Source organism: Streptococcus sp. HF-100, assembly GCF_015594635.1.
Taxonomy (GTDB): domain Bacteria; phylum Bacillota; class Bacilli; order Lactobacillales; family Streptococcaceae; genus Streptococcus; species Streptococcus vaginalis.
On the sequence record NZ_JADNQV010000002.1, the window covers coordinates 110362 to 136455 of the forward strand.

At 39.4% G+C, this 26094-nt stretch carries 26 protein-coding genes and 1 pseudogene; 22 read left to right on the forward strand and 5 right to left on the reverse strand.

The features are described 5' to 3' along the window. Positions 1-3: 3 nt before the first annotated feature. The 11 genes and pseudogenes from IYQ23_RS02810 (at position 4) to IYQ23_RS02860 (ending at position 12361) form a co-directional block, all read left to right on the forward strand. Positions 4-852 (forward strand): DegV family protein, encoded by an 849-nt coding sequence (locus tag IYQ23_RS02810; RefSeq protein ID WP_195674010.1) that lies wholly within the window; start codon positions 4-6, stop codon positions 850-852. Between the two features lie 10 nt (positions 853-862). Continuing rightward, positions 863-1630, forward strand: coding sequence for a 4-hydroxy-tetrahydrodipicolinate reductase (gene dapB / locus IYQ23_RS02815; protein WP_003024047.1), 768 nt, complete (start codon positions 863-865; stop codon positions 1628-1630). Further along, the gene (locus IYQ23_RS02820; RefSeq protein WP_195674011.1) at positions 1627-2826 is read left to right on the forward strand and encodes a CCA tRNA nucleotidyltransferase; all 1200 of its coding nucleotides are present in this window, start codon (positions 1627-1629) and stop codon (positions 2824-2826) included. The genes dapB and IYQ23_RS02820 overlap by 4 nt, the downstream gene beginning before the upstream one ends. Beyond that, entirely contained in the window at positions 2823-4688 is a 1866-nt protein-coding gene (locus IYQ23_RS02825; RefSeq protein WP_195674012.1) for an ABC-F family ATP-binding cassette domain-containing protein, read from the forward strand. The genes IYQ23_RS02820 and IYQ23_RS02825 overlap by 4 nt, the downstream gene beginning before the upstream one ends. 306 nt (positions 4689-4994) lie before the next feature. Next, complete coding sequence (gene pheS, locus IYQ23_RS02830) at positions 4995-6041, forward strand: phenylalanine--tRNA ligase subunit alpha (protein WP_049517549.1); 1047 nt, start codon at positions 4995-4997, stop codon at positions 6039-6041. Between the two features lie 5 nt (positions 6042-6046). Then, complete coding sequence (locus tag IYQ23_RS02835) at positions 6047-6574, forward strand: GNAT family N-acetyltransferase (RefSeq protein WP_195674013.1); 528 nt, start codon at positions 6047-6049, stop codon at positions 6572-6574. Positions 6575-6697: 123 nt separating this feature from the next. Continuing rightward, complete coding sequence (gene pheT / locus IYQ23_RS02840; protein WP_195674014.1) at positions 6698-9103, forward strand: phenylalanine--tRNA ligase subunit beta; 2406 nt, start codon at positions 6698-6700, stop codon at positions 9101-9103. Positions 9104-9193: 90 nt separating this feature from the next. Next, complete coding sequence (locus IYQ23_RS02845) at positions 9194-9976, forward strand: nucleotidyltransferase domain-containing protein (RefSeq protein ID WP_195674015.1); 783 nt, start codon at positions 9194-9196, stop codon at positions 9974-9976. Between the two features lie 143 nt (positions 9977-10119). Next, positions 10120-10681, forward strand: a pseudogene (locus tag IYQ23_RS02850) (TMEM175 family protein). Between the two features lie 539 nt (positions 10682-11220). Further along, entirely contained in the window at positions 11221-11640 is a 420-nt protein-coding gene (locus IYQ23_RS09715) for a hypothetical protein (protein ID WP_003024064.1), read from the forward strand. Between the two features lie 31 nt (positions 11641-11671). Beyond that, a complete protein-coding gene (locus IYQ23_RS02860; protein ID WP_195674016.1) occupies positions 11672-12361 on the forward strand; it encodes a YjjG family noncanonical pyrimidine nucleotidase in 690 nt (229 codons plus the stop codon). Between the two features lie 86 nt (positions 12362-12447). On the opposite strand, the gene IYQ23_RS02865 is transcribed toward IYQ23_RS02860, so the two are convergent. From IYQ23_RS02865 to gorA, 4 genes are all read right to left on the reverse strand, one after another. Then, the gene (locus IYQ23_RS02865; protein WP_195674017.1) at positions 12448-12786 is read right to left on the reverse strand and encodes a hypothetical protein; all 339 of its coding nucleotides are present in this window, start codon (positions 12784-12786) and stop codon (positions 12448-12450) included. Between the two features lie 101 nt (positions 12787-12887). After that, positions 12888-13361 (reverse strand): GNAT family N-acetyltransferase, encoded by a 474-nt coding sequence (locus IYQ23_RS02870; protein ID WP_195674018.1) that lies wholly within the window; start codon positions 13359-13361, stop codon positions 12888-12890. A 155-nt stretch (positions 13362-13516) separates the two neighbouring features. Beyond that, complete coding sequence (locus IYQ23_RS02875; RefSeq protein ID WP_021001832.1) at positions 13517-14053, reverse strand: biotin transporter BioY; 537 nt, start codon at positions 14051-14053, stop codon at positions 13517-13519. 713 nt (positions 14054-14766) lie between these two features. Next, complete coding sequence (gene gorA, locus IYQ23_RS02880; RefSeq protein ID WP_195674019.1) at positions 14767-16116, reverse strand: glutathione-disulfide reductase; 1350 nt, start codon at positions 16114-16116, stop codon at positions 14767-14769. Positions 16117-16376: 260 nt separating this feature from the next. Here gorA and IYQ23_RS02885 point away from each other — a divergent pair, with 260 nt between their 5' ends. Genes IYQ23_RS02885 through IYQ23_RS02895 form a run of 3 tightly spaced genes read left to right on the forward strand, consistent with a single transcriptional unit; the run spans position 16377 to position 19484 of the window. Next, entirely contained in the window at positions 16377-17531 is a 1155-nt protein-coding gene (locus IYQ23_RS02885) for an efflux RND transporter periplasmic adaptor subunit (protein ID WP_195674020.1), read from the forward strand. After that, positions 17515-18207, forward strand: coding sequence for an ABC transporter ATP-binding protein (locus IYQ23_RS02890; protein ID WP_003024078.1), 693 nt, complete (start codon positions 17515-17517; stop codon positions 18205-18207). The genes IYQ23_RS02885 and IYQ23_RS02890 overlap by 17 nt, the downstream gene beginning before the upstream one ends. Next, positions 18207-19484 (forward strand): ABC transporter permease, encoded by a 1278-nt coding sequence (locus IYQ23_RS02895; RefSeq protein ID WP_018543525.1) that lies wholly within the window; start codon positions 18207-18209, stop codon positions 19482-19484. The genes IYQ23_RS02890 and IYQ23_RS02895 overlap by 1 nt, the downstream gene beginning before the upstream one ends. 104 nt (positions 19485-19588) lie before the next feature. Here IYQ23_RS02895 and IYQ23_RS02900 read toward each other — a convergent pair whose 3' ends face one another. Beyond that, complete coding sequence (locus tag IYQ23_RS02900) at positions 19589-19759, reverse strand: DUF3042 family protein (protein ID WP_003024081.1); 171 nt, start codon at positions 19757-19759, stop codon at positions 19589-19591. Between the two features lie 77 nt (positions 19760-19836). On the opposite strand from IYQ23_RS02900, the gene miaA reads away from it, so the two are divergent. Genes miaA through IYQ23_RS02940 form a run of 8 tightly spaced genes read left to right on the forward strand, consistent with a single transcriptional unit; the run spans position 19837 to position 26075 of the window. Further along, entirely contained in the window at positions 19837-20721 is an 885-nt protein-coding gene (miaA, locus tag IYQ23_RS02905) for a tRNA (adenosine(37)-N6)-dimethylallyltransferase MiaA (protein ID WP_195674021.1), read from the forward strand. Beyond that, complete coding sequence (hflX, locus tag IYQ23_RS02910; RefSeq protein WP_003029250.1) at positions 20714-21952, forward strand: GTPase HflX; 1239 nt, start codon at positions 20714-20716, stop codon at positions 21950-21952. Before miaA ends, hflX begins: the two co-directional genes overlap by 8 nt. Continuing rightward, positions 21945-22574 (forward strand): hypothetical protein, encoded by a 630-nt coding sequence (locus IYQ23_RS02915; protein WP_022526180.1) that lies wholly within the window; start codon positions 21945-21947, stop codon positions 22572-22574. The genes hflX and IYQ23_RS02915 overlap by 8 nt, the downstream gene beginning before the upstream one ends. Positions 22575-22584: 10 nt before the next feature. After that, positions 22585-23514: a ribonuclease Z gene (rnz, locus tag IYQ23_RS02920; protein WP_117644379.1), complete on the forward strand. Its 930-nt coding sequence runs from the start codon at positions 22585-22587 to the stop codon at positions 23512-23514. 46 nt (positions 23515-23560) lie between these two features. Continuing rightward, positions 23561-24169, forward strand: coding sequence for a histidine phosphatase family protein (locus IYQ23_RS02925; protein WP_195674022.1), 609 nt, complete (start codon positions 23561-23563; stop codon positions 24167-24169). A 9-nt stretch (positions 24170-24178) separates the two neighbouring features. Beyond that, entirely contained in the window at positions 24179-24934 is a 756-nt protein-coding gene (locus IYQ23_RS02930) for an SDR family NAD(P)-dependent oxidoreductase (RefSeq protein WP_195674023.1), read from the forward strand. A gap of 9 nt (positions 24935-24943) precedes the next feature. Continuing rightward, complete coding sequence (locus IYQ23_RS02935) at positions 24944-25681, forward strand: class I SAM-dependent methyltransferase (RefSeq protein ID WP_195674024.1); 738 nt, start codon at positions 24944-24946, stop codon at positions 25679-25681. Then, positions 25659-26075: a GNAT family N-acetyltransferase gene (locus tag IYQ23_RS02940; protein WP_195674025.1), complete on the forward strand. Its 417-nt coding sequence runs from the start codon at positions 25659-25661 to the stop codon at positions 26073-26075. Before IYQ23_RS02935 ends, IYQ23_RS02940 begins: the two co-directional genes overlap by 23 nt. Positions 26076-26094 lie beyond the last annotated feature (19 nt).

Here is a 26094-nt window from a genome sequence, read left to right on the forward strand (position 1 = left end):
TGCATGAAATTAGCCGTAATTACTGATTCGTCAGCATATTTGGATAGCAAAGTCATCGAAAATGAGCATTTATTTATCTTAGATATTCCCGTTAGTATTGACGGGGTTGAGTACATCGAAGGAAAGAATCTTTCTGCTAGCGAATTTTATCAAAAAATGGCAGCCTCTAGTGAATTGCCAAAGACTAGCCAACCGAGTATCGCCAGCTTAGTGAACACTCTGTCTTTAGTAGAAGGGCAAGGTTATACTCATGTCATTGGTCTGTTTTTATCGAGCGGCATTTCTGGCTTTTATCAAAATATCCAGTATTTGAAAGATGAATTTTCAAGTTTAGAAATTGCTTTTCCAGATTCAAAAATCACAAGTGCGCCGCTTGGAATGATGGTGGAGCATATTTTAAACTGGGCTGAACAAGGGTTAGCGTTTGAGCAAATTCTGAGCAATCTTGACGTTCAAATCAAGGGAATTGGTGCCTTCATCATGGTAGATGACTTAAATCATTTGGTGAAAGGCGGTCGTTTGTCGAATGGCGCTGCAATTCTGGGAAACTTGCTCAGTATCAAACCGATTCTTTACTTTAATGACGAGGGCGTCATTGAGGTTTATGAAAAGATTCGTACCGAGAAAAAAGCTACGAAACGCCTGATTGAGATTGTCAAAGAGCAAACTGCACAAGGAAATTACCAAGTGATGATTATTCATGGAAATGCACTGGAAAAAGCAGAACATTTACATCAATTATTGTTAGAAGATGGTGTTTCCGAAGAGGTTCCGATTGCGACATTTGGTAGTGTGATTGGAACTCACTTGGGTGCTGGAAGTATTGCCTTAGCCTATATTCCGATTATTTAAGGAGAATTCCATGAGTATAAAGGTCATTATTGCTGGTTTCAAAGGAAAAATGGGACAAGCTGCTTATAACATGGTGACAGAAGATCCTGCATTAGAGCTCGTTGGATTGCTTGACCCACTTACTCCAGAAAAAGAAGTAGCTGGTGTTCCCGTTTTTAATCAGAAAGAAAATTTGAGTGGTGTAGAAGCGGATGTGTGGGTTGATTTTACAACTCCTAAAGTGGCGTATGAAAATACTCGTTTTGCATTAGAGCAGGGCTTTGCGCCTGTGGTCGGAACGACTGGATTTACATCGGATGAAATCAAAGAGTTAGTTGAATTTTCTCGGCAAAAAGAGCTAGGAGGCTTGATTGCTCCTAATTTTGCTGTGGGAGCGGTTCTCTTGATGCAATTTGCAGCACAAGCAGCTAAGTATTTTCCAGATGTGGAAATCATTGAATTACATCATGATCAGAAAAAGGATGCGCCGAGCGGCACAGCGATTAAAACAGCTGAATTGATTAGCAAAGTTCGCCACAAGAAGCATCAGGGTGCAATGGATGAAAAAGAGTTATTACAAGGAGCGCGTGGTGCAGAAATGGACGGCATGCGCATTCATTCGGTTCGTTTACCAGGCTTGGTGGCTCATCAAGAAGTCATCTTTGGCGGTCAAGGTGAAGGACTGTCACTTCGTCATGATTCGTACGACCGTAAGTCTTTCATGAGGGGGGTAAATTTAGGTATTAAGGAAGTGGTCAAGAAAAAAGAGCTTGTCTACGGATTGGAATATTTATTATGAGATTAGAAAATCTGCCTTCTGAATTTCAGGAGGCTTTACCAGTATTAAAGAAGATTAAGAATGCCGGTTTTGAGGCGTATTTTGTTGGCGGTTCAGTCCGCGATGCTTTATTGAATCGACCGATTCATGATGTGGATATTGCAAGTTCCAGTTATCCAGAAGAAACCAAACGTATTTTTGAGCGAACGATTGATGTCGGAATTGAGCATGGGACAGTTTTAGTCTTAGAGGACAATCATGAATATGAAGTGACGACTTTTCGGACAGAGGATATCTATGTAGACTATCGCAGACCTAGCCATGTCACGTTTGTTCGTTCTCTAAAAGAAGATTTAAAACGGCGCGATTTCACGATTAATGCTTTGGCTTTGGATGAAGCAAGGAATGTGATTGATTTATTTGAAGGGTTAGCTGATTTAGAAAATCAGATCTTACGTGCTGTAGGAATACCTTCGGAACGTTTCAACGAAGACGCCTTGCGCATTATGCGAGGATTTCGTTTTCAGGCAGCTTTAGGGTTTGATTTGGACACAGATACATTTCAGGCTATGAAACTGTGTGCACCACTATTAGAAAAAATTTCTGTAGAGCGGACTTTCATTGAATTTGACAAACTACTGACAGCGTCTTATTGGCGTAAAGGATTGAAAAGTCTGCTTGCCAGTGGTGCAACAGACTATTTGCGTGACATGCGCAGCAGCCAATCTCAGTTGGAAAAGATGTTTGATGTTAAAGCAGATTTTCAATTTACGAGTTCAGAGCAAGCTTGGGCTACTCTTTTAATGACTCTTCAAGTAAAAAATGTTAAAAAATTCCTCAAGCATTGGAAAACTTCAAATGAATTTCAAAAGCGCGTAGAGCAAATTGTCACGATTTATAATATTCGCCAAAGGCATTTTCTGGATAAGGAAGAATGCTATCGTTTTGAACTGGACCTGATGATACAAGCAGAAGAAATTCGTCAAGCACAGGGATTAGCTGTTGATTTTGAAAAGATTCATTCTACTTATGATTCACTAACGATTCATGATAAACATGAAATTGTCGTCAATGGTGGTCTGTTAATCAAAGAATTTGGCTTTAAGCCGGGTCCTGCTTTAGGACAGCTCTTGACTGAGATCGAGACAGCTATTGTGAATGGTACCTTGGACAACCGTCTGGAGGCTATTTTGGCTTTTGTAGAGGAGAGAAGATGAGTGACTTTATTGTTGAAAAGTTGACTAAAACGGTGGGAGATAAGACTGTTTTTAAAAATATTTCCTTTATTATTCATGGTTTGGATCGGATTGGCTTGATTGGGGTTAATGGAACTGGAAAAACGACCCTTTTGAATGTTCTGTCTGGAAAATCTGGATTTGATGGAGATGTCAATCCTTTTTCTGCTAAATCGGGCTATAAGATTGGTTACTTAACCCAAGAACCACGCTTTGATGATGACAAAACGATACTAGATACGGTTTTATCAAGCAATCTGCGAGAAATGCAGCTCATTCGTGAGTATGAGTTATTGCTGTCTAACTATGATGAAAGCAATCAATCTCGTTTAGAGAAGATTATGGCTGAAATGGATGCTCTTCAAGCATGGGAAATTGAAAGTCAAGTTAAGACCGTTTTGTCTAAGCTGGGTTTGACCGACTTATCTGCTAAGGTCGGCGACCTGTCAGGTGGTTTGCGACGCCGCGTGCAATTGGCGCAAGTCTTGTTAGGAGACGATGACTTATTGCTCCTTGATGAGCCGACCAACCATTTGGATATTGATAGCATCGAATGGCTGACGAATTTTTTGAAGAATTCCAAAAAAACGGTTCTCTTCATTACCCATGACCGCTATTTTCTAGACCATGTTTCGACGCGAATTTTTGAATTGGACAGCGGAGATTTGCTTGAATATCAAGGAAATTATCAAGATTATGTCCGTTTGAAAGCAGAACAAGACGAGCGAGATGCTGCCTTTCTCCATAAAAAACAACAGCTTTATAAGCAGGAATTGTCCTGGATGCGTCGCCAGCCACAGGCTAGAGCAACCAAGCAGCAAGCACGTATCAATCGTTTTCAAGATTTGAAAAAGGATTTATCTGATCAAACGACTCAGACAGACTTAGAAATGAATTTCGAGACCAGCCGTATTGGGAAGAAAGTGATTGAATTTAAAGATGTGGACTTTGCTTATGAAGACAAGAAGATTCTTTCTCATTTCAATTTGTTAGTTCAAAATAAAGATCGGATTGGGATTGTGGGGGATAACGGTGTTGGAAAATCCACCTTGCTCAATCTGATTGCTGGGAAATTAGCACCTCAATCTGGTCAACTGATTATTGGTGAGACGGTTCGTGTGGCTTATTTCTCACAGCAAATTGAAGGGTTGGATGAGTCCAAACGCGTTATCAATTTCTTGCAGGAGGTCGCAGAAGAAGTTAAGACATCTGCGGGGACGACATCTATTGCTGAGCTGTTGGAACAATTTCTCTTTCCTCGCTCCACTCATGGAACTTTGATTGAAAAATTGTCCGGAGGAGAGAAAAAGCGGCTCTATCTTCTCAAGTTATTGTTGGAAAAGCCGAATGTTTTGCTGTTGGATGAGCCGACTAATGACTTAGATATTGCGACATTAACGGTGCTGGAAAATTTTTTGCAAAGCTTTGCCGGCCCAGTTATTACTGTTAGTCACGATCGGTATTTCCTTGATAAAGTAGCAGATAAGATTTTAGCCTTTGAAGAGGGAACTATCAGAGAATATTTCGGTAATTATACTGATTATCTGGATGAAAAGGCATTTGAGCTAGAGAGCTCTGCTATTTCCCAAAAGTCGGAAAAGGAAAAAGTAACTAAAGTGCGAGAGGAAAAGAAGCGCTTAAGTTACTTTGAAAAACAGGAATGGGAATCTATTGAGGGAGATATAGAGAAGCTTGAGGAGAAAATTGCAGCTATTGAGGGGGAAATGCAGGAATATGCTTCGGACTTCGGTCGGCTCGCTGAACTCCAAAAAGAGTTGGATGCTAAAAATGATTTGCTTTTGGAGAAATATGAGCGCTATGAATACTTGAGCGAGTTAGTATAGAATTGACTACTGTTTATAATGTGTGTCGAATACAATTGCATTTTTAAACAAGGTCTATTTACAAGTCCTATAAAATTTGGTATAATATCAACTAATTAAATAAGAATCCGCAAGACTAGTAGCTTAGGGGAAGTTTGACAGGGAGAAGAGCCAGAGACTGAGAGCTCTTTAGATGAAAACTAGGTGAATTCACTTGCAATAGGATTTAGAATTAAGGTCTGGAAAACCAGATGAAAACGGATGGTACCGCGTGTCAACGCTCCGCTTATGGAGTCTGACAAGCGGTTTTTTATATTTGGAGGAATTATGTCAACCATTGAAGAACAATTAAATAAGCTTAGAGAAGAAACTCTGGCGTCGCTGAAAAAAATTTCAACTGAAAATGAAAAAGAAATGCAGAATCTGCGTGTTTCTGTCCTTGGAAAGAAAGGCTCTTTAACAGAAATTTTAAAAGGTATGAAAGATGTCTCTGCTGATATGCGACCGATTATCGGGAAACATGTCAATGAAGCACGAGATGTGTTGACTGCTGCTTTTGAAGAATCTGCAAAATTATTGGAAGAACAAAAAGTTCTCAATCAGTTGGCTAAGGAGTCAATAGATGTAACGCTTCCGGGTCGGAAAATTCTTGCTGGGAATCGTCATGTTCTTAGCCAAACAAGTGAAGAAATTGAAGATATTTTTATTGGTATGGGCTATCAAGTCGTAGATGGTTTTGAAGTTGAAACAGACTATTACAACTTTGAGCGGATGAATTTACCAAAAGATCACCCAGCACGTGACATGCAGGATACTTTTTACATTACAGAAGAAATTTTGCTGCGCACTCACACCAGCCCAGTTCAAGCTCGTGCTATGGACGCTCATGATTTTTCTAAAGGTCCTCTGAAAATGATCTCGCCAGGGCGTGTGTTCCGACGGGATACGGACGATGCGACGCATTCTCATCAATTTCATCAAATTGAAGGTTTGGTTGTCGGGAAAAATATTTCTATGGCAGACCTTCAAGGAACATTGCAGCTCATTGTGCAAAAAATGTTTGGAGAAGACCGCAGTATTCGTCTGCGTCCGTCTTATTTCCCATTTACAGAGCCGTCTGTTGAGGTGGATGTTTCTTGCTTTAAATGCGGTGGGCAAGGATGCAATGTCTGCAAAAAGACTGGCTGGATTGAAATTATGGGAGCTGGAATGGTACACCCACGCGTCCTTGAAATGAGTGGCATTGATGCTGATGTTTATTCTGGTTTTGCTTTTGGGCTGGGTCAAGAACGGGTGGCTATGCTGCGCTACGGTATCAATGACATTCGTGGCTTCTATCAAGGTGATGTTCGTTTTTCAGAACAATTTAAATAAATGCTATGTTAGTAAAAGTAAAAGAAGAACAGGCTGAAGTTCTACGAGAACTGGAAGTGCAAACCTATCAAGAAACTTTCGGCCCTTATATCAAAGCGGAAGATATGCAAGATTATTTTACCCATGAACTCTCACTTGAGCAGATTCAGAAGGATTTGGCGCAAGTAGAGTCGGAGACTTATTTTGCACTAGATGAGAAAGAAAAGATTGTTGGTTTTCTCAAATTTAACTGGGGGCAAGCACAGACTGAGCCCGTAGAGGCAGAACACTCAATGGAGAATGCTTTTGAGGTTCATCGGATTTATGTTTTGAAATCTCATCAAGGACAGGGTTTTGGCAAGGAAATGTTTGATTTTGCCATGCAAGAAGCTACTAAACGAAAGTTTTCGTGGGTTTGGTTAGGTGTTTGGGAAAAGAATTTTAAGGCACAAAACTTTTACTTTAAATATGGTTTTAAACGTTTTAGTGAGCATGAATATGTGACTGGTGAAACGGTTGATATTGACTGGCTCATTCGGAAAGAATTAAAATAAGCAAAAAAGCACTTGGCTTGGGCACTTGTCCCAGCCTCAAAAAGAAAGGAAGTAATATGAGGCAAAATTTTTGAGCAGAAACAGTAGTTCTCAAAGATTTCTATGCACTCATATAGATGAATTATGCTAGTAAGTTATAAATGGTTAAAAGAACTAGTTGACGTAACTGTTCTGAGTGAAGAATTAGCTGAAAAAATGTCAACGACAGGGATTGAAGTAGAAGGGGTCAGTTCTCCTGCTGAGGGATTGTCAAAAATTGTAGTTGGTGAAGTGATTAGCTGTGAAGATGTAGCTGAGACGCACTTACATGTCTGTCAAGTGAATGTTGGCGAAGAAGCGCTTCGACAAATCGTTTGCGGCGCTCCAAATGTACGAACGGGAATCAAGGTTATGGTAGCTCTTCCAGGAGCTCGTATTGCGGATAATTACAAGATTAAAAAAGGAAAAATTCGTGGGTTAGAATCCCTTGGAATGATTTGTTCCCTTGGAGAATTAGGCATTTCGGACTCGGTTGTTCCAAAAGAATTTTCTGACGGCATTCAAATTTTGCCAGAAGAAGCTGTACCGGGGGATTCCGTTTTTCCTTATCTTGACTTGGATGATGAAATTATTGAGCTTTCTATCACGCCGAACCGTGCAGATGCGCTTTCAATGCGTGGAGTAGCGTATGAGGTAGCAGCTATCTATGACAAGTCAGTTCATTTTAAAGATTTTCCGTTGTTAGAAGCACAAGAGCAAGCTGCAGAACAACTCTCTGTTGCGATTGAAACGGACAAGGCTCCTTTTTATGCAGCACGTATTTTGGAAAATGTAACCATTGCTCCAAGTCCGCAATGGCTACAAAATCTGCTGATGAATGCAGGAATTCGCCCCATCAACAATGTAGTAGATGTGACAAATTATATTCTACTTTACTTTGGACAACCAATGCACGCCTTTGATTTAGATACTTTTGAGGGCAATCAAATTGTGGTGCGCGAAGCGCGTGCGGGTGAAAAATTAGTAACTCTTGATGATGAAGAGCGCGAATTAGAAACGAGCGATCTTGTGATTGCGGTAGCAGATAAGCCAGTCGCTCTTGCTGGTGTCATGGGTGGAGCTGCAACGGAAATTTCTCCTCAATCAAGGCGTATAGTGCTTGAAGCAGCAGTTTTTGACAGAACTTCTATTCGTAAGACAAGCGGACGTCTCAATCTTCGTTCAGAATCATCTTCTCGCTTTGAAAAAGGAATTAACCTAGCAACAGTAATAGAAGCTCTAGATGCTGCGGCTAGCATGATTGCAGAGCTTGCAGGTGCAACGGTACAGGCTGGTATCGTCTCAGCGGGTCAATTAGACACATCAGATGTTGAAGTTGTTTCAACATTATCAGATGTCAATCGTGTACTTGGGACGGAATTAACTTATACAGATATTGAAGATGTTTTCCGCCGTCTTGGCTTTGGTCTTACTGGCAATGCAGAGAAATTCACAGTCAGCGTACCACGCCGTCGTTGGGACATTCACATTGAAGCAGACCTTTATGAGGAAATTGCGCGTATCTATGGTTATGATAAATTACCAGCAACTCTTCCAAAAGGTGATGGGACAGCTGGTGAATTGACAGAAACCCAAAAACTTCGTCGCAAGGTTCGCACAGTAGCAGAAGGTGCTGGTCTGACAGAAGTTATCACCTATGCTTTGACTACTCCTGAAAAAGCTGTGCAATTTAGCACTAATCCAAGTAACTTGACAGAGCTGATGTGGCCGATGACAGTAGATCGCAGCGTTCTTCGTCAAAATATGGTAGCTGGCATTTTGGATACTGTTGCCTATAATGTAGCACGTAAAAATAAGGACTTGGCTCTGTATGAAATCGGAAAAGTCTTCGAGCAAACGGGGAATCCACAGGAAGAATTGCCAACTGAAATCAACAGCTTTGCCTTTGCTTTGACAGGTTTGGTTACTGAAAAGGATTTTCAAACTCCAGCTGTACAAGTTGATTTCTTTTATGCAAAAGGAATTTTGGAAGCACTTTTTGACCGTCTGGGTCTAAAAGTAGAGTACACAGCGACACAAGCATTAGCTGGTATGCACCCAGGTCGTACAGCGACTATTTCACTAGACGGACAAGTCGTTGGTTTTGTCGGTCAAGTTCATCCAGTAACTGCTAAGGATTATAATATCCCAGAAACGTATGTAGCAGAAATCAACTTGACAGCGATTGAACAAGTAATTCAACCGGCAAAACCATTTGTAGAAATTACCAAATTCCCAGCTGTAACACGTGATATAGCACTGCTTCTGAAAGCAGAAATCAGTCACAAAGAAGTCGTTGAAGCTATTGAGACTGCTGGTGTGAAACGCTTGACAGATATCAAATTATTTGACGTCTTCTCAGGTGAAAAACTGGGACTCGGCATGAAATCAATGGCTTACACCTTAACTTTCCAAAATCCAGAGGATACTCTGGAAGATGAGGAAGTAGCTCGTTATATGGAAAAAATCCAAAAGTCTCTTGAAGTAACGATTGGTGCAGAAGTGCGGTAAGACATGAAAAGCTCCTAAATTGAAGTTTAGGAGTTTTTTCTTGTAGTAATATAATGTATAATAAGGAAAAGTTTTATATCGGAGGAGAAAATGACGGTTTTTACACAACTTTGGAAAGCATTTTCCAATTTACCAGAAGTGACAGCGATTGCCTTAGGCGGATCTCGTAGCGGAGAAACTTATGATGAGACTTCGGACTATGATTTATATATTTACTGCACGAGCATTCCAGATGAAGACAGTCGGAAGTTGATTTTGACCCAATATTGTTCTTATATGGAAATAAGCAATCAATTTTGGGAATTGGAAGACGACTGTACCTTAAATAATGGCATTGATATTGATATTCTTTACAGGAACATTCGTGATTTTGCGCAAGATATTGAAAATGTTGTCGAAAAATACCAAGCAGGAAATGGCTATACTACTTGCTTTTGGCACAATTTAAAAACCTGCAAGGTTCTTTATGATGCCAATAGAGAGTTAGGAAAATTGAAAAAACGGTTTGACGTTCCTTTTCCTCAAAAATTAAAAGACAATATCATTTCACGAAATTTTAGTTTGTTAACCGGACATTTGCCGTCCTACGATATGCAGATTTTAAAAGCGGCGAAACGAAAAGACTTTGTTAGTGTCAATCATCGTGTAGCAGCCTTTTTAGAATCCTATTTTGACATCATTTTTGCAGTTAATGAATTGACCCACCCTGGCGAGAAGAGAATGATATCATATGCAGCAGCGCATGCGAACCTTCTTCCTAATCAATTTGAGCAATCTTTAAATACTTTACTAATGAGCATTACTGCTAGCCCTGAAATTCTTGAAAAACAATTAAAAGATATGATTGCAAATTTAGCAGAAATTTTATCATAAAATTCTCTGCAAATTGAATTGTTGAGGACTAAAAAACGGCTCAAGCCGTTTTTAAATGTTTTTGATTTATAACTGTAAAAGTGGTATAATGTCACATATTTTAAAGAACTATTTAAAAGGAGAGAAAAATGAATCATCAAGTAATGGATAAAGAGCGTTTAGGGCTTTTATTGATGCGGTGATTGCTATTATTATGACCATTTTGGTATTGGAACTGGACAAGCCGAGAACCTTTGATTTACAAGGCCTATGGGAGCTCAGAACTTTTTTTTTGCCTATGGATTGTCCTTTTTCTGGCTTGGGGCTATGTGGACAAACTTTCACTCTTCATCGCAGGTAGTGGAGAAGATTAGTCAAAAAACAGTCTGGGCTGCTATAGTCATGCTTTTCTTTTCATCATTTTTCCCTTATACGACAAAATTAGTTGCTTCAAATTTTAACAATGCTACTATGCAAGTATTTTATGGAGTCATTGTTCTGTTGATTTCATTCTCAGTCCTTTGGTATTATCACACATTGGTTGAAGTCAATCAAACAGCAGAGATTGAACAATTGAATATCAGTCGTTTGCATTGGATGAAGTGGGACATTGCAATTAAAATTTTAGGAATCATTCTTTCGCTCACGATTTTTCCAGCTGCAGAAATTGTTTCAGTGCTTATCACTCTTTGTGCACTTGTCATTCCAAATCAATTTAGATTATAAATGAAGAGAGTGTTGTTCCAGCTTTTTTCTAATAAGCCCAAAATTTGAAGATGAAGTAGCTGATTATGAAAAACACTGTTTGTTAATACTGTATGATATAATAAGTCTAGCAAATTATAACTAGGAATAGTGTGGAAGTTCAAGATAACAATGGAACAAAAAGAAACAATTATTGAGCTCTTGAAAAGTAGGTCAATGAAACAACGTGAACTTGCTGAATCTATCTACGGAGAGGAAAATCACACATTGAATATCTTAGATGAATTAAAAAAAACTAGAGACAGAAGAAATTATTATTCGTCATGACGATAGACATACCTATGATTCTTTAGCAGACTCTGCTCTTTCTGTTTTACAGACTTCTCGAAGTACCATGCTTGTGCCTAGACCAACTGTCATGGAAGTTGAAAAGTATTTGCAAGAGTGGGCTAACCTTGAAAGCTATAAATTACAAGAAACTGCATTAGATCGCTTGTTTTTTGAACTATCACCGAAAAATACAGATATTTCAGATATTCTGTTAAAGGTTGCAACACTAAATGACTTTTATAGTACTAATATTTTTTTCAATATTTCCTGTAGCAAAACATATTTTATCACTTGACATTGATGAGAGGTTAAAGAGTGGTGATATTTTTCTAGTAAATGAAATTCAAAATATAACCATAAAAGAAGGTGTGCAGCGAAAATTCTATTCTTTTGCAACTAAGCATTGCTCGCATCACAATCCTTTAGCGTATCCCATATACGATAGTTATGTTGAAAAGGTGTTGAAGTACTTTAGAAAAACAGATCATTTTGCAAAGTTTAAGAATGCTGATTTAAAGGATTACCAGCAATTCAAGAACCTAATTCTGACCTTTAGAAGTTATTACGGACTAGAGCAATTCAATCTTAAACAAATAGACCAATATTTATGGCAGCTGGGAAAAGAATATTTTCCAAATAATTATAAATAGTTTGTATCCCCTAGAAAGGAAAACGACAAAATTGCATTACAAATTTCTACTATTCGATCTTGACCATACCTTGTTAGATTTTGATTTGGCGGAGGATTTGGCTTTGACTGCTTTTCTAAAAGAGCAGGGTGTGGCTGATATTCAGGCTTATAAAGACTACTATATTCCTATGAATAAAGCTCTTTGGCGGGACTTGGAACAGGAAAAACTGACCAAATCTGAACTGATTAATACGCGCTTTTCTCGTCTCTTTAACCACTTTGGTATGGATAAGGACGGTGCCGAGTTGGCTCTCCATTACCAGCAGCATATTGCCCAGCATGGTCAGACCTATACTGGAGCTAGTGAGCTCTTGGATGTTTTGACAGAGGCGGATTATGAACTTTACGCTGCTACCAATGGTATCGGCTTCATTCAGACTGGTCGACTGTCTCACTCGGATATCTCCCCCTATTTTAATCAGATTTTCATCTCTGAGCAACTCCACACGCAAAAACCCGATGCTCTATTTTTTGAAAAAATAGCAGAGCTAATACCAAATTTTGACAAAAATCGAACTCTAATGATTGGAGATTCTTTGACAGCAGACATAGCGGGCGGAAACAATGCAGGCATTGATACGGCTTGGTATAATCCTAAAAGTTTGAGTAATCATACGCAAGCGAAACCGACTTATAATTTTCAGTCCTATCAAGATTTGTTAGACTTGCTGATAAAATAATAAGACAGAGATCATACCACCTCTGTCTTCTTATTTTATAGTTTATTTTCGTGCTATCCAAGCCATTAGAGTAGAAGCTAGAATGGCTAGAAAATAATGACTACCATGGCTTTAGGAGTGCCATCTGAAAAAAGAGCGAGGAGCAAGGAAGAAAGGATCCCACTTCCGTATTGGAGAGAGCCAAGGGGAGCGGCTGCTGAACCTGTCATCGAATCCTCTGCGCTATTGAGAGCTGCGGCATTTGAACATGCTGCAACGATACCATTGGTACTAAAAATGAGAAGCATAGGAAAGACGACTGCCCAAAGACTACGAAAATTTCCAATATTAAACAGTAGTAAAAGAGCAAAAGCAAGAGCACAGCTAGTGGCAATGCGCAAGAGATTTCGTAGAGAAAAACGATCAACTAACCGACGATTAAGCATACTGATGATTGAAACCCCGATAATATTGATACCGAAGAAAAACCCGTAATGTTCTGCTTTGTCGCCGTTTTCTTCTCTTCTCTCTTATTCATGAACTTTTCCTATTTTTTAAAAACTTTTTCCATGATGGTTTCTTGTGGTTTAAAACCTTGATGTTCATAAAACCGTAAGGCACCAGCGTTATCATTCCATACATTAAGGGTTAAGTTGTAACAGTCCATTTCTTGGGCAAATTCTTCTGCAAAACGGCAAAGCTGCTCACCAATTTTTTGACCACGAGCACTTTCATCAACGCAAAGGTCTTCAATGAAAAGTGTTTTGATAGGTGTCAATACGAGACTGTGTGGTTCTTTAATGATGCAAAAGAGGTGACCCAAGATTTTACCTTCTTCATTTTCATAGACAAAGATTGGTGTATGTTCTTGAGACATCAGTGTTTTCAATTGTTCATCGTTGAATTTGCAACCACTCTCTTTGAAAATGTCTGGTCGGACCTTGTGATGAATAAGCAAGACTTGCTCTAAGAGATTATTGAGTGCTGGAATATCGCTTGGGACTGCTTTTCTAATAGGCATGGTGAGCTCCTTTTGGTGACCGTCGGTTATTTTTTTTTAAAATATAATAGGACTGTTGGTCATTTTTGTCAAGAAGAAAATGAAAAAATCTTTTTGAGCAATGTAAAAAGAACCCACAACACGTGAGTTCTAATAATGGGAGTGAGACAACTTTATCAATTTTTAAAGTAGGGATGATCTTTTAAGCTTTTAAAAATAGGTCTACTGATAAAGCTAATTGCAATCAGTTTTATGAAATCTGGTAAAATGAAGGGGATGACTCCGACTGTAATAGCTTTATCAAGTTGAAAACCTGCTAGAAACATTAAACCAAGTACACCACCGACAAAAACCAAAGCATCTCCGAGTAGATTTGATACGAATATCGTTAAAAAGCTGCTATTTTTGGAAGTTAGACTAGCTGTTATTAGGGCGTAGAACAAATAAAACCAGAGATAACCTGCATTGGGACCGACAAGTGCTTGAAATCCACCGCTTCCTCCTGCAAAAACAGGAAGACCGATAGCGCCTAAGAGAAGATAAAGAGCGACTGCTAATAGAGCTTCTTTTCGATGAAAAATAGTAGCCACTAAGCCAATTGCCATATTTTGCAAAGCAAAAGGAACTGGACCGATAGGAATAGTAATCTGAGCAAAAACGGCTATCAAAGCTGCGCCAATTGCTGGTAAAACGAGTGTAAATGATTTTTTCATAATTGTAACCCTTTATTTTATGATATGGTAACTATTATAAAACAAATAAGAGAAATGTCAAGGGTTAAATAAAAAGGCAAAAGCATAGACTGAATTCACCTTTTTATCAAAATATTTACTTTTTCCGCGATATTGCTTTCCTTTTATGTTTACTGCGAAGGAATAATATCAAAAATGCAATTAGTCCAAAGACATTTAAAAAGATAAGTAAGACAGTTGTCAGAATTGTTTTGGTCTTTTGCATAAAAGTACCTCCTCGTAAAATCGCTTTAATATTATCATAACAAAATGTACCTCTTTATCAACTAAAAAATAACAGGAAAAAGGAGAGGCTGGGCAAAAATTGTCCCAGTTTCTATTAGATTTAGTAATAAACGAATAACGTAGAATAACGTAGCTTCAACAATTCAGTGAATTGTTGAAGGCGGGAAATCAGCCTTGCACAGCAAGCCACTATGATTGGGCTCTTCATTCACTGTTCAAGCTCGGAAGAGCACCTAATCACCCTTGCGGGGGTGGGACTACGAACTAAAAATCGAAAACTTTTAGTTCTGTCCCACTCCCTAGCAGATAAAATGAAAGAATAAGTTATGGAATGAGAAGAAGTTATCGTGTAAACTAAAATAGTCAGAGACGTTGGCAGCCATTCTGACTATTGAGATAAAATTGGAAAAACTCTGGGAGGAAGATATTTATGAGAAGCGTCTCTACGATTAACGCATGGTGACAAACTCTTCTGAACCTGTTGGGTGAATGGCGACAGTCGCATCAAAATCTGCTTTGGTAGCTCCCATTTTAATAGCAACAGCAAAACCTTGAATCATCTCATCAACACCGTAGCCAATAGCGTGGAGACCAATGACTTTCTCATCTGGTCCCGTTGTAATGAGCTTGAACTTGGCTTGTTGTCGGTGTTGGGTGACAGCTGAATACATGGAAGCAAAGTTAGAAGTGTAAATATGGATATTTTCTGCTCCGTATTGTTGAATCGCCTGCTCTTCGGTCAAGCCAACTGTACCAATCGCTGGGTGAGAGAAGACAACAGTTGGAATGTTAGAATAATCCATTTTAGCTTCAGTTTTTCCATTAAATAAGCGTTCGGCTAAGGTACGACCTGCTTTGATAGCAACAGGGGTTAATTCTTTTTCGCCTGTAACATCTCCTAGAGCATAAATACCCGATGTTGCTGTATTTTGAAATTCGTCAACTGCTATAAAGCCACGAGAATTTAGGGTAACACCAGCCGCCTCTAAATTCAACCCTTTGGTGTTTGCAGTCCGCCCAGTTGCCCAGATGACGTGTTGAGCGGTGTGGCTCGTTCCGTCCTCGAAGGTAATACGAATCGCTCCGTTTTCAAGTTTTTCAAGCCTTTCTGGTATTTTGTGCGTATGTAGAGTAGGATCTGATTTCTTCATTTCTTCCACAAGACCATCGATGATATAAGAATCAAAATTGCGGAGAGGACGATCTCGACGAACGAAAAGGTCTGTTTTTACACCCAGAGCATGAAGAAGTCCAGCTAGTTCAACTGCGATATAGCCGGCACCAAGAATGGCAACGGATTGAGGGAGTTTTTCCCATGCAAAAACATCGTCAGAGGTTTCACCGAATTCTGCTCCGGATACTGCTGGAATATGAGGGTGAGCACCAGTTGCGATGACAATATGCTTGGCTTGGATAAGCTCGCCGTTGACTTCAACTGTATGGCGGTCTATGAATTTGGCGCGACCTTCAATCAACTCAACGCCATTTCGATTGAAACTATTATTGTAAGAATTGCGGGCACGATCAATATAGGCTTCGCGATTCTTCCGAAGCGTCTTAAAGTCAAACTGCTGATTATCCGAAGTAAAACCATAGTCTGGTCCATAATCGCGAATGGCTTCGACAATCTGGGCGCCATACCACATGATTTTTTTAGGAACACAGCCGACGTTGACACAGGTGCCCCCTAATTTCTTTTCTTCAATAACGGCAGCTTTTGCACCGTGTTCTCCAGCACGGTTCATGGTCGCAATTCCTCCACTACCGCCCCCAATAGCAATGATATCAAATGTTCTCATACGAGTCTCCTTTTTATCTGTAGTATGAAATTATTGTAACGTTTTTAGAAAATGATTGCAAAAATCTGCTACAAAAATTGATAAAAGGCTTGATTATTTGATTGTATTATTGTATTATATATTTAATACAATACAAAATAACTAGAAAGAAGGTAGACGGATGTTAAAAGAGTAAAGGATTTCTTATAGATGTTATCTTATTTTTAATCGTATGTGTTATAATATAAAAAATAGACCGTTTTCATCAGGAGGAGAAAGAGATGAAAAAATTGAAAAAGTGGCAGTTGTACAGCTTGATTGGTATAACTGTGGTTGTCGTTTTAGGAGCGATAGGTACGATGTTATTGTTTAATGGTAATAGTACTGCTGATAAAGATAAAGAAGAAACGATTCAAGTGCAGAAAGCAAAAGAAGGGTCAGTTGCTTCATCTGTTTTGCTGTCAGGAAATGTTGCGGCTAACAATGAGCAATATGTCTATTATGACGGGACAAAGGGCGATTTGGATAATGTTCTTGTAAATGTTGGAGATCAAGTTACAGCCGGACAAGCTTTAGTTCAATACAAGAGTGTTGAAGCACAAGCTACATATGATGCTGCTGTTCGTGCTTTAAACAAGATTGATCGCCAAATTTATGATTTGAAAACGTATGGAACAACTGTTGATGTGACGGGTGATGAAGCGGCAGATAATAAAACAACTGCGTCTGCACAACGTTCGGTGGATTCTCAATTAAAGGATTTGCAGGACAATCGCGCAGATGCTGTGGACAATATCAATAAAGCACAGGCATTACTAGATGCAACGACTGTCATCAGTACAAATAATGGAACTGTAGTAGAAGTCAATCGTGATGTTTCTAAATCTACGACAGGTACTAATCAAACACTCGTTCATATTGTCAATAACGGAAACCTCCAAGTGAAGGGAGAGCTATCAGAGTATAATCTGGCAAATCTTTCAGTCGGACAAGAAGTGACGATTACGTCCAAGGTTTATCCAGATAAGAAATGGACTGGAAAAATCAGCTATATCTCAAATTATCCGAAAGACAGTCAAAATGCAGCGGCAGCTGGTGCAGGTACTGCAAATTCAGGAGCAAAATACCCCTATACAGTAGATATTACAAGCGAAATTGGTGATTTGAAGCAAGGATTTTCCGTCAATGTTGAAGTAAAAAACAATACAAGAGGGATTCTAGTGCCGGTCAGCAGCGTTGTTTCTGAAAACAATAAAAACTATGTTTGGACACTAGAAAAAGGAACTGCAAAAAAAGTGCAAGTGACACTAGGAAATGCAGATGCTAAAAATCAAGAAATCTCATCTGGTTTGACAAAAGATAGTAAAGTTATCACCAATCCAACAGATAGCTTGAAAGACGGTCAAGAGGTGAAATCGTATGAAGAAACTCATTGATTTAAAAAATGTTAGCAAAAGTTATCGCAATGGAGATCAGGAGCTTCAAGTTTTGAAAGATGTTCATTTAGAAGTTGAAGAAGGTGAATTTGTTGCGATTATGGGGCCTTCTGGCTCAGGAAAGTCAACCTTGATGAATATCATTGGTATGTTGGATCGCCCAACGAGTGGTGAATATTACTTGGAAGGTGAAGAAGTTGCCAAGCTCAGTGAGAAAAAGCTAGCCAAAGTGCGTAATCAGCAGATTGGCTTCGTTTTCCAACAATTCTTCCTCTTGTCAAAATTAAATGCTCTTCAAAATGTAGAACTTCCTTTGATTTATGCAGGGGTTTCTCAATCCAAACGGAAAGCTTTAGCAGAGCAATATCTTAAAAAAGTTGAGTTAGAAACGCGGATGCACCATTTACCATCAGAACTTTCTGGTGGGCAAAAGCAACGGGTGGCTATTGCGCGTGCCTTGGTCAATCATCCCTCCATTATCTTAGCAGATGAGCCGACGGGAGCCTTGGATACCAAGACGGGTGAGCAAATTATGGAATTGCTGACGGAGCTAAATCGTGAAGGAAAAACCATTATCATGGTCACTCATGAGCCTGAGATTGCAGCCTTTGCAAAACGACAAATCGTTATTCGAGACGGTGTCATCTCATCAGACAGTAAGAAAGGAGAAGCATGATGCAGAATTGGAAATTTGCAATCAACTCCATTATGGGGCATAAAATGCGCTCTTTCTTAACGATGTTGGGCATTATCATTGGTGTTATGTCTGTTGTGGTTATTGTGGCTCTAGGAAGTGGTATGTCCAATGCCTTCACAGATGTTTTGGGTGGTGCACAGCAAGATGTTTCCTTATTTTACTCACACAAGAGAAGTAAAAACGGTGATGGTGTTATGACGTATCAAGAGATGCGTGACGATGCTGAAAGTGGAAATGGTGATGAGACAGTTTCGACAGAAGAAGAGCCTCAAATCCAAGAAGTTTGGGTCAAGCAAGCGGTTAATGATATTAGCGGAATTGACAATTATTATGTTACAAATAACACAACCGCTACAGTAAATTATGGTAAGAAAAAGGCGGATAATATTCCTATAACAGGTATCAATTCCACTTACTTTACGGTAAAGAAATACCAAATCGTTGCAGGACGGACATTGAAATCAAATGATTATCAAACATTTGCAAGAGTTGTATTACTGGATACGAAACTAGCTGATATTCTTTTTGGAGGTGCAGATAAGGCGCTCAATCAGATTGTCCAGCTGGGATCTAATAATTACCGTGTGATTGGGGTTTATAAAGATCCAAATGAAACGCGAAATCGCTTAGCCAATATGAACAACGGAAATTTACTAATGGCTAACACTCAGTTGGCAGCTGAATACAATGTTGCTGAGATTATGAATGTCGTGGTACATGTTAAAAAATTAGATGATGTGCTGAAAGACGGAAGCGCAGCTGCGCGCTTGATGACAAAATTGTCTGGTGTGAGAGAAGGCGAGTACCAGATGTTTGATCAAGCCAGTCAATTAGCTGCTATTCAAAGTCAGGTTGCCATTGTACAAGTGGTTTTTGGAGCGATTGCTGGGATAGCACTTCTCGTTGGTGGTATCGGTGTTATGAATATTATGCTTGTATCGGTAACAGAACGAACCCGTGAAATCGGTCTTCGGAAAGCCCTTGGAGCCACACGTGGTAATATCTTGATGCAATTTGTCATTGAGTCAATGGTGTTGACAGCGATTGGCGGTTTGATTGGGCTTGCTTTAGCAGCTCTTATCGTGGCATCTATCGGTCATAGTTTGGATGCATTTTTCGGAGCTCCACCTACCATTACGACAGTATCTGCTGTCGGAAGTGTGCTCTTTTCTGCAACTATCGGGATTGTTTTCGGTATTTTGCCGGCTAATAAGGCTTCTAAATTAGATCCGATTGAATCCTTGCGTTATGAATAAAAAAACTGTCTTTTATAGTATGAGAAAGAACGTGTAAAAAAACTCCAACAGATACTCATTTTTCTAGTGAGTTATCCATTGGAGTTTTTATAATATATAAGCTATTAGTGTGATACACGTTTGCGAGCTGCTTTTTTACGGTTTTCTTCGATGAAAGCTGCTTTCTTTTCTTCAGGTTCAATCACTTTTTTCTTGAATGTATAAACTGCACCTGCAACAGCAGCAACAGTACCAGCTACGCCAGTTACAACACCTTTAACAAATCCTTTAGCCATGAGATTTCTCCTTTTCTGAACTTTATTTATGTTATAATATATAGTAACGAAAAATTAAATTTTTTTCAAGGGAAAATATGAAAACCAAGATAATTGTAATTGTAGGACCAACTGCTGTCGGAAAAACAGCTCTCAGCATAGACCTCGCAAAACGTTTCAATGGTGAGATTATTAGTGGTGATAGTCAGCAAGTGTATAGAAAACTGGACATCGGAACGGCTAAAGTCAGTCCAGATGAGCAGGAGGGGATTCCTCATTATTTGATAGATGTCCGGGAAGTGACCGAGTCTTATTCAGCCTTTGACTTTGTAAAGGAAGCAGAGGCTACTATTGAGATGATTGTAGCAAAAGGGAAACTGCCGATTATTGCAGGCGGAACGGGGCTTTACATTCAAAGTTTGCTGGAGGGCTATCATCTGGGTGGTTCAGCTTCTCATGAGGAGATTTTAGCTTATCGAGCTGAGCTAGATTCTTTGAATGATGAGGAGCTATTTGGCAAAATAGCAGAGCTTGGATTGGAAATTTCCCAGATTAACCGTAGGCGGGCTATGCGAGCGCTGGAAATTGCTCATTTGGGGAATGAACTTGAAAACAAACAGCCTGACTATGAATCCCTGCTGGTTTGTCTGAACGATGACCGAGAAATTCTTTATGAGCGTATCAATCAGCGAGTAGATTTAATGCTGAGGGCTGGCCTTTTAGAAGAGGCAAAGTGGCTTTATGACAACTATCCACATGTCCAAGCCAGCAAAGGAATTGGCTACAAGGAACTTTTCCCCTACTTTGCTGGAGAGTTGACCTTAGAGGAAGCTATCAATAAACTTAAACAAAATACTCGCCGCTTTGCTAAACGTCAGCTAACTTGGTTCAGAAATCGCATGAATGCTACTTTTTATCAGGTTTCAGAACCGAATGTCAAAGAGCGGATTATGCAGGATATAGAGGAATTTTTGAATGATTGAAACAGAAAAACAGCAGGAACGAGTGATCCTTATTGGAGTGGAATTGCAGGGAATAGAAAATTTCTCCATGTCTATGGAAGAATTAGCCAGTTTAGCCAAGACTGCTGGTGCTCAGGTGGTTTCCTCTTACACTCAGAAACGAGAGAAGTATGATAGCAAGACTTTTGTTGGTGCTGGAAAATTAGAAGAAATCAAGCGTATGGTAGAAGCAGATGAGATTTCCACCGTCATTGTCAATAATCGTCTGACACCTCGCCAGAATATCAATTTGGAAGAAATTCTAGGGGTTAAGGTTATTGATCGCATGCAATTAATTTTGGATATTTTTGCTATGCGGGCTAGAAGCCACGAAGGAAAACTTCAAGTTCATTTGGCTCAGCTCAAATATCTCTTGCCTCGCTTGGTCGGACAGGGGATCATGCTCAGCCGTCAGGCTGGGGGAATTGGTTCCCGCGGTCCTGGTGAAAGTCAGTTGGAACTCAATCGTCGTAGTGTTCGCAATCAGATCCACGATATCGAGCGCCAACTCAAAATTGTAGAGAAAAACCGCGCAACTGTACGGGAAAAACGTTTGGATTCTAGTGTTTTTAAAATCGGTCTGATTGGTTACACTAATGCTGGAAAGTCTACCATTATGAATGCCTTGACCAACAAGAGTCAATATGAGGCGGACGAACTTTTTGCTACTTTGGATGCGACAACTAAAAGCGTCAATCTGACAGGCAGATTCAATGTAACATTGACGGATACGGTCGGATTTATTCAAGACTTACCAACCGAGTTAATATCTAGCTTCAAATCCACTTTGGAAGAGAGTAAAAATGTGGACCTTTTAGTTCATGTGATTGACGCCAGCAACCCTAACCACGAAGAACATGAAAAAACGGTCTTGGCTATTATGAAGGACTTGGATATGCTAGACATTCCTCGCTTGACCCTCTATAATAAAGCAGACAAAGCAGAGAACTTCACTCCAACCTTAACTCCCTATGTCCTGATTTCGGCGAAAAATGAAAATAGCAGAACAGTTTTGCAGAATGCTCTGTTGAATAAGATGAGAGAACTTTTTGTCCCTTTTCGTATCAGGGTTAGTCCTAGCAAGGCTTATAAGTTACATGAATTGGAAAGTCTGGCAATCATTGATAAGAGAGAGTATCTGGAAGAAAGTGAAATGATTTCTGGCTATATAGCAGAAAAAAATAAATGGAGACTAGAAGAATTTTATGACTGATTATATCAATTTAGCGCTTAAATACGGTGGCTTTACGAGTTTAGACCGTATTTACCTAGAAAAGGTTCTGGACAAGCTGTCCGATTCGCAAAAAATGACTTTTATCACGCCACCGCCAAGTGTTATCAATGCGTATTTTTCGGAACTCTATCAAAAAAAGAGTCCGGAAGCTGCAACAACTTATTTTCTAGAACTAAGTAAAGAATTGGCTCTTTTTAACGACCATCCTAGCTTTGAGGAGGAAAAACCTTTTATTCGCCTGAATCTTTCAGGTAAGTCTTATGGTTTTTGCTTTGAAAATGAGGATGAAATTGGCTTGATTTTCTCGGAACATCCAGAGGAAATTGAGTCCAATTTGCTTTTTGAAATTGCTCAGATTTTCCCTCACTATCTGGTTTATGAAGAGGAAAATGTCATTCGGATGGTGCCAGCAATTCCTGAAGAAGTAGTACAAAAGCAGCCGCTCTCTGCTCTGACAGATTTTTATAAGCTAGCAGATGGTCGCCTGAAACTGGAAGGGTACAATCAAGAAGAGCTGATTCAGTTGGCTCAAGACTATGCTGGTCAGCTTTATTATCGTTCTCAGAATCGCTCTGCGATGATTTATATTAAGAAAAAATAGAAAGAAAAAGATGCAACTACAATTTTTAGGTACAGGAGCTGGTCAGCCTTCTAAGGCTCGGAATGTTTCTAGTCTGGTTTTGAAACTATTGGATGAAATCAATGAAATTTGGATGTTTGATTGTGGTGAAGGAACCCAGAATCGCATTTTAGAGACGACGATTCGTCCCAGAAAGATTAGAAAGATTTTTATCACTCATTTGCATGGGGATCATATTTTTGGTCTACCGGGCTTTTTATCCACTCGATCATTTCAAGCTAATGAAGAGCAAACAGATATTGAAATATATGGACCGATTGGCATTAAAAATTTTGTCATGACGAGTCTGCGAGTGTCGGGTTCGCGCCTGCCTTATCGGATTCATTTTCACGAATTTGACGAAAAACACTTAGGGAAAATTTTAGAAACTGATAAATTTACAGTTTATGCAGAGAAACTAGATCATAGCATTTTTTGTGTGGGTTACCGCATTATGCAAAAAGATTTGGAAGGTACGTTGGATGCTGAGAAATTGAAAGTCGCAGGTGTTCCTTTTGGCCCTCTCTTTGGTAAGGTGAAAAATGGAGAAGATGTAGTACTGGAAGATGGGACGAAAATTATAGCAGCAGATTACATTTCAGCTCCACGACCTGGCAAGATTATCACTATTTTGGGGGATACGCGTAAAACGCATGCCAGTGTGCGACTGGCTGTGAATGCAGATGTTTTGGTGCACGAGTCCACTTATGGTAAAGGGGACGAGAAAATCGCCAAGAACCACGGACATTCTACTAATATGCAGGCAGCAGAAGTTGCTAGAGAAGCTGGTGCCAAGCGTCTCCTTCTCAATCATATTAGCGCACGCTTTCTATCAAAAGATATAGGTCAAATGCGCAGAGATGCCAGTTCCATTTTTAAAAACGTTCACTTGGTCAAGGATTTAGAAGAAGTAGAACTATGAATTTTTGGCAAGGATAATTCTTAAAATTTAAAGGAAAGAGGAAATCATGAACCTATTATTTGTCAGACATGGGAAAGATTCTGATCAACACAGAGGTGGCTGGAGTCAGCTCGATTTGCTTCCTGAGGGGAAAAGAGAAGCAAAAACGTTAGCAGATTACTTAGTCCAACACAAAGAAGACTATCATTTTACGAAAATTATTACGAGTGATTTAAAAAGAACCGAAACAACTGCAACAATTTTAGCAGAGGCGCTTCAACTGCCATTGGAGAAAGAAAGCGCCTTACGAGAAACGAATAATGGCGATTTGGCAGGAATGTTAAATAGCGAGGCTGATCAAAAATTTCCTCATCTTTATTTTAGAAGTCTTGCAATGGACGAACATTATCCAAATGGAGAAAGTCCGAGAGAATTTTATCAACGGATAAAAACTTGGTTTCAACGCTTCTTGCAGGAAAATGATGATTCAGATGAGACACAAATTGTAGTCACACATGGTGGAGTGATCAACATTATCTATCATTTAGTGAACCAAATAGAGTGGACAAATAAAAGCAACCTATTCCACGTTAAACATTGCAGCATTAGTCTATTGAATAGAAAAACGCTTGTTTTTGAGGTTGAAAACCAAACGGATTTTTTAGAAGAAAAATAAGGAGAACACATGCGAACAATCGTTATTACAGGAGCTAGTGGCGGTGTGGCACAGGAAATGGTGAAGTTGTTACCAAATGACCAGCTGATTTTAGTGGGACGCAGCCTAGCAAAATTAACAAAACTTTATTCAAATCATGCTCATTGTGAATTAGTTGAGTTAGATATTACAGATTACAAAGCTTTAGAAGCTTTTACTGAAGAAATTTACCAGAAGTATGCTCAGGTGGATGTTTTAGTCAACAATGCTGGTTACGGTATTTTTGAGGAATTTGACAAGATTAGCAATGAGGATATTCATGCCATGTTTGAAGTCAACACATTTGCTCTTATGAATCTGTCTCGTCTTTTCGGAGAGCAGATGAAGCAAGCGGGTCATGGGCATATTGTCAATCTTGTTAGCACAGCTGGGCTGATTGCCAGCGCCAAATCCAGTCTTTACTCAGCTACCAAGTTTGCTGGAATTGGTTTCTCCAACGCCCTGCGCTTAGAGCTCATGCCTTACAATGTCTATGTAACTACGGTTAATCCGGGACCAATTAAGACGGCTTTCTTTGACAAAGCTGATCCTGACGGCAGTTATGTTAAGGCAGTTGATAAGTATATTTTAGAAGCAGATGTCGTCGCTAAGCAAATTGTGGACAATTTTGGGAAAAAGAAGCGGGAGCTGACGATGCCTTTTGCCCTGAAAGCAGCCCACAAACTTTACACACTTTTTCCAAATATTGGTGACAAACTAGCTAGTAAAATGTTTAATTATAAATAGGAGAAATTTATGGATGTGACAGCTTACAAGGCATTTGTAAATCAACCATGGGGCAAGCTTTATTATGAGATTCTCTTTGCTCAGCTAGCCCATATAAAAAATAAGGAAGTACTGGATTTCGGTAGTGGTTTTGGTCTGGTGGCGAATTTTTTAGCACAAAACAATCAGGTAACAGCCATAGAACCAAATGACGAGATGGTTGCAGAGCGGAAGCAGAATTTTCATTATCATCAACTACAAGGCAGCCTAGAATTGTTGAAGGAAATTCCAAGTGCTCGTTTTGACCTTATCATTTGTCACAATGTTCTGGAGTATGTGGATGAACCAGCTCTTTACCTAGCTGAATTTAGCAGATTGCTGAAAAAAGGCGGACAGATTTCTCTCATCAAGCACAATGAAGTGGGGCGAATCATGCAGACTGTTGTGTTTGCAAATGATACAAATTTAGCATTGGATTTATTATCAGGTAAGTCCTATCAATCACATACAATGGGGCAAGCAACCTATTATGAAATAGCAGACTTATTACAAAAAGCTGACATTGAACTGAATGTTCAGGACTATCAAGGAATCCGAATTTTCTATGGTCTGCAAGACAATGCAGTGAAGACTGCTAATGACTGGCGGGAAAAGATGCTGGAGGTAGAGCTTGTAGTTTGCCAACAGTCTCCTTATCGGGACATTGCGGCTTTTCAGCACATTTGGCTGCAAAAAGGAGACAAGAATGATTCGTTACTTTGCAAATAGACAAATTGCTATTGAAGACTTGCTTCCGCTTTACCAATCTGTTAGCTGGACTAACTATACAGAACGAGCAGATATGTTAAAGCAAGCATTTCAGCATTCACTGTTTTCTGTATCAGCCTATGATGGGGAACAGTTAGTTGGTCTCCTTCGAGCAGTCGGAGACGGATTTTCTAGTGTTTTCATTCAGGACTTGTTAGTTTTTCCGTCTTATCAGCGCCAAGGTATCGGTCGAGAATTGGTTCGACAAACGCTGGAGACCTTTGCAGATGTTTATCAGATTCAGCTAGTAACAGAGCAGTCAGACAAAAATTTAGCCTTTTATCGTTCTTTAGGATTTCGAGAATTGTCAGATTTGAATTGCACGGGTTTGATTTATAGAGGTAAAAGCTATTAGATAAATGCTTGTGTATAAA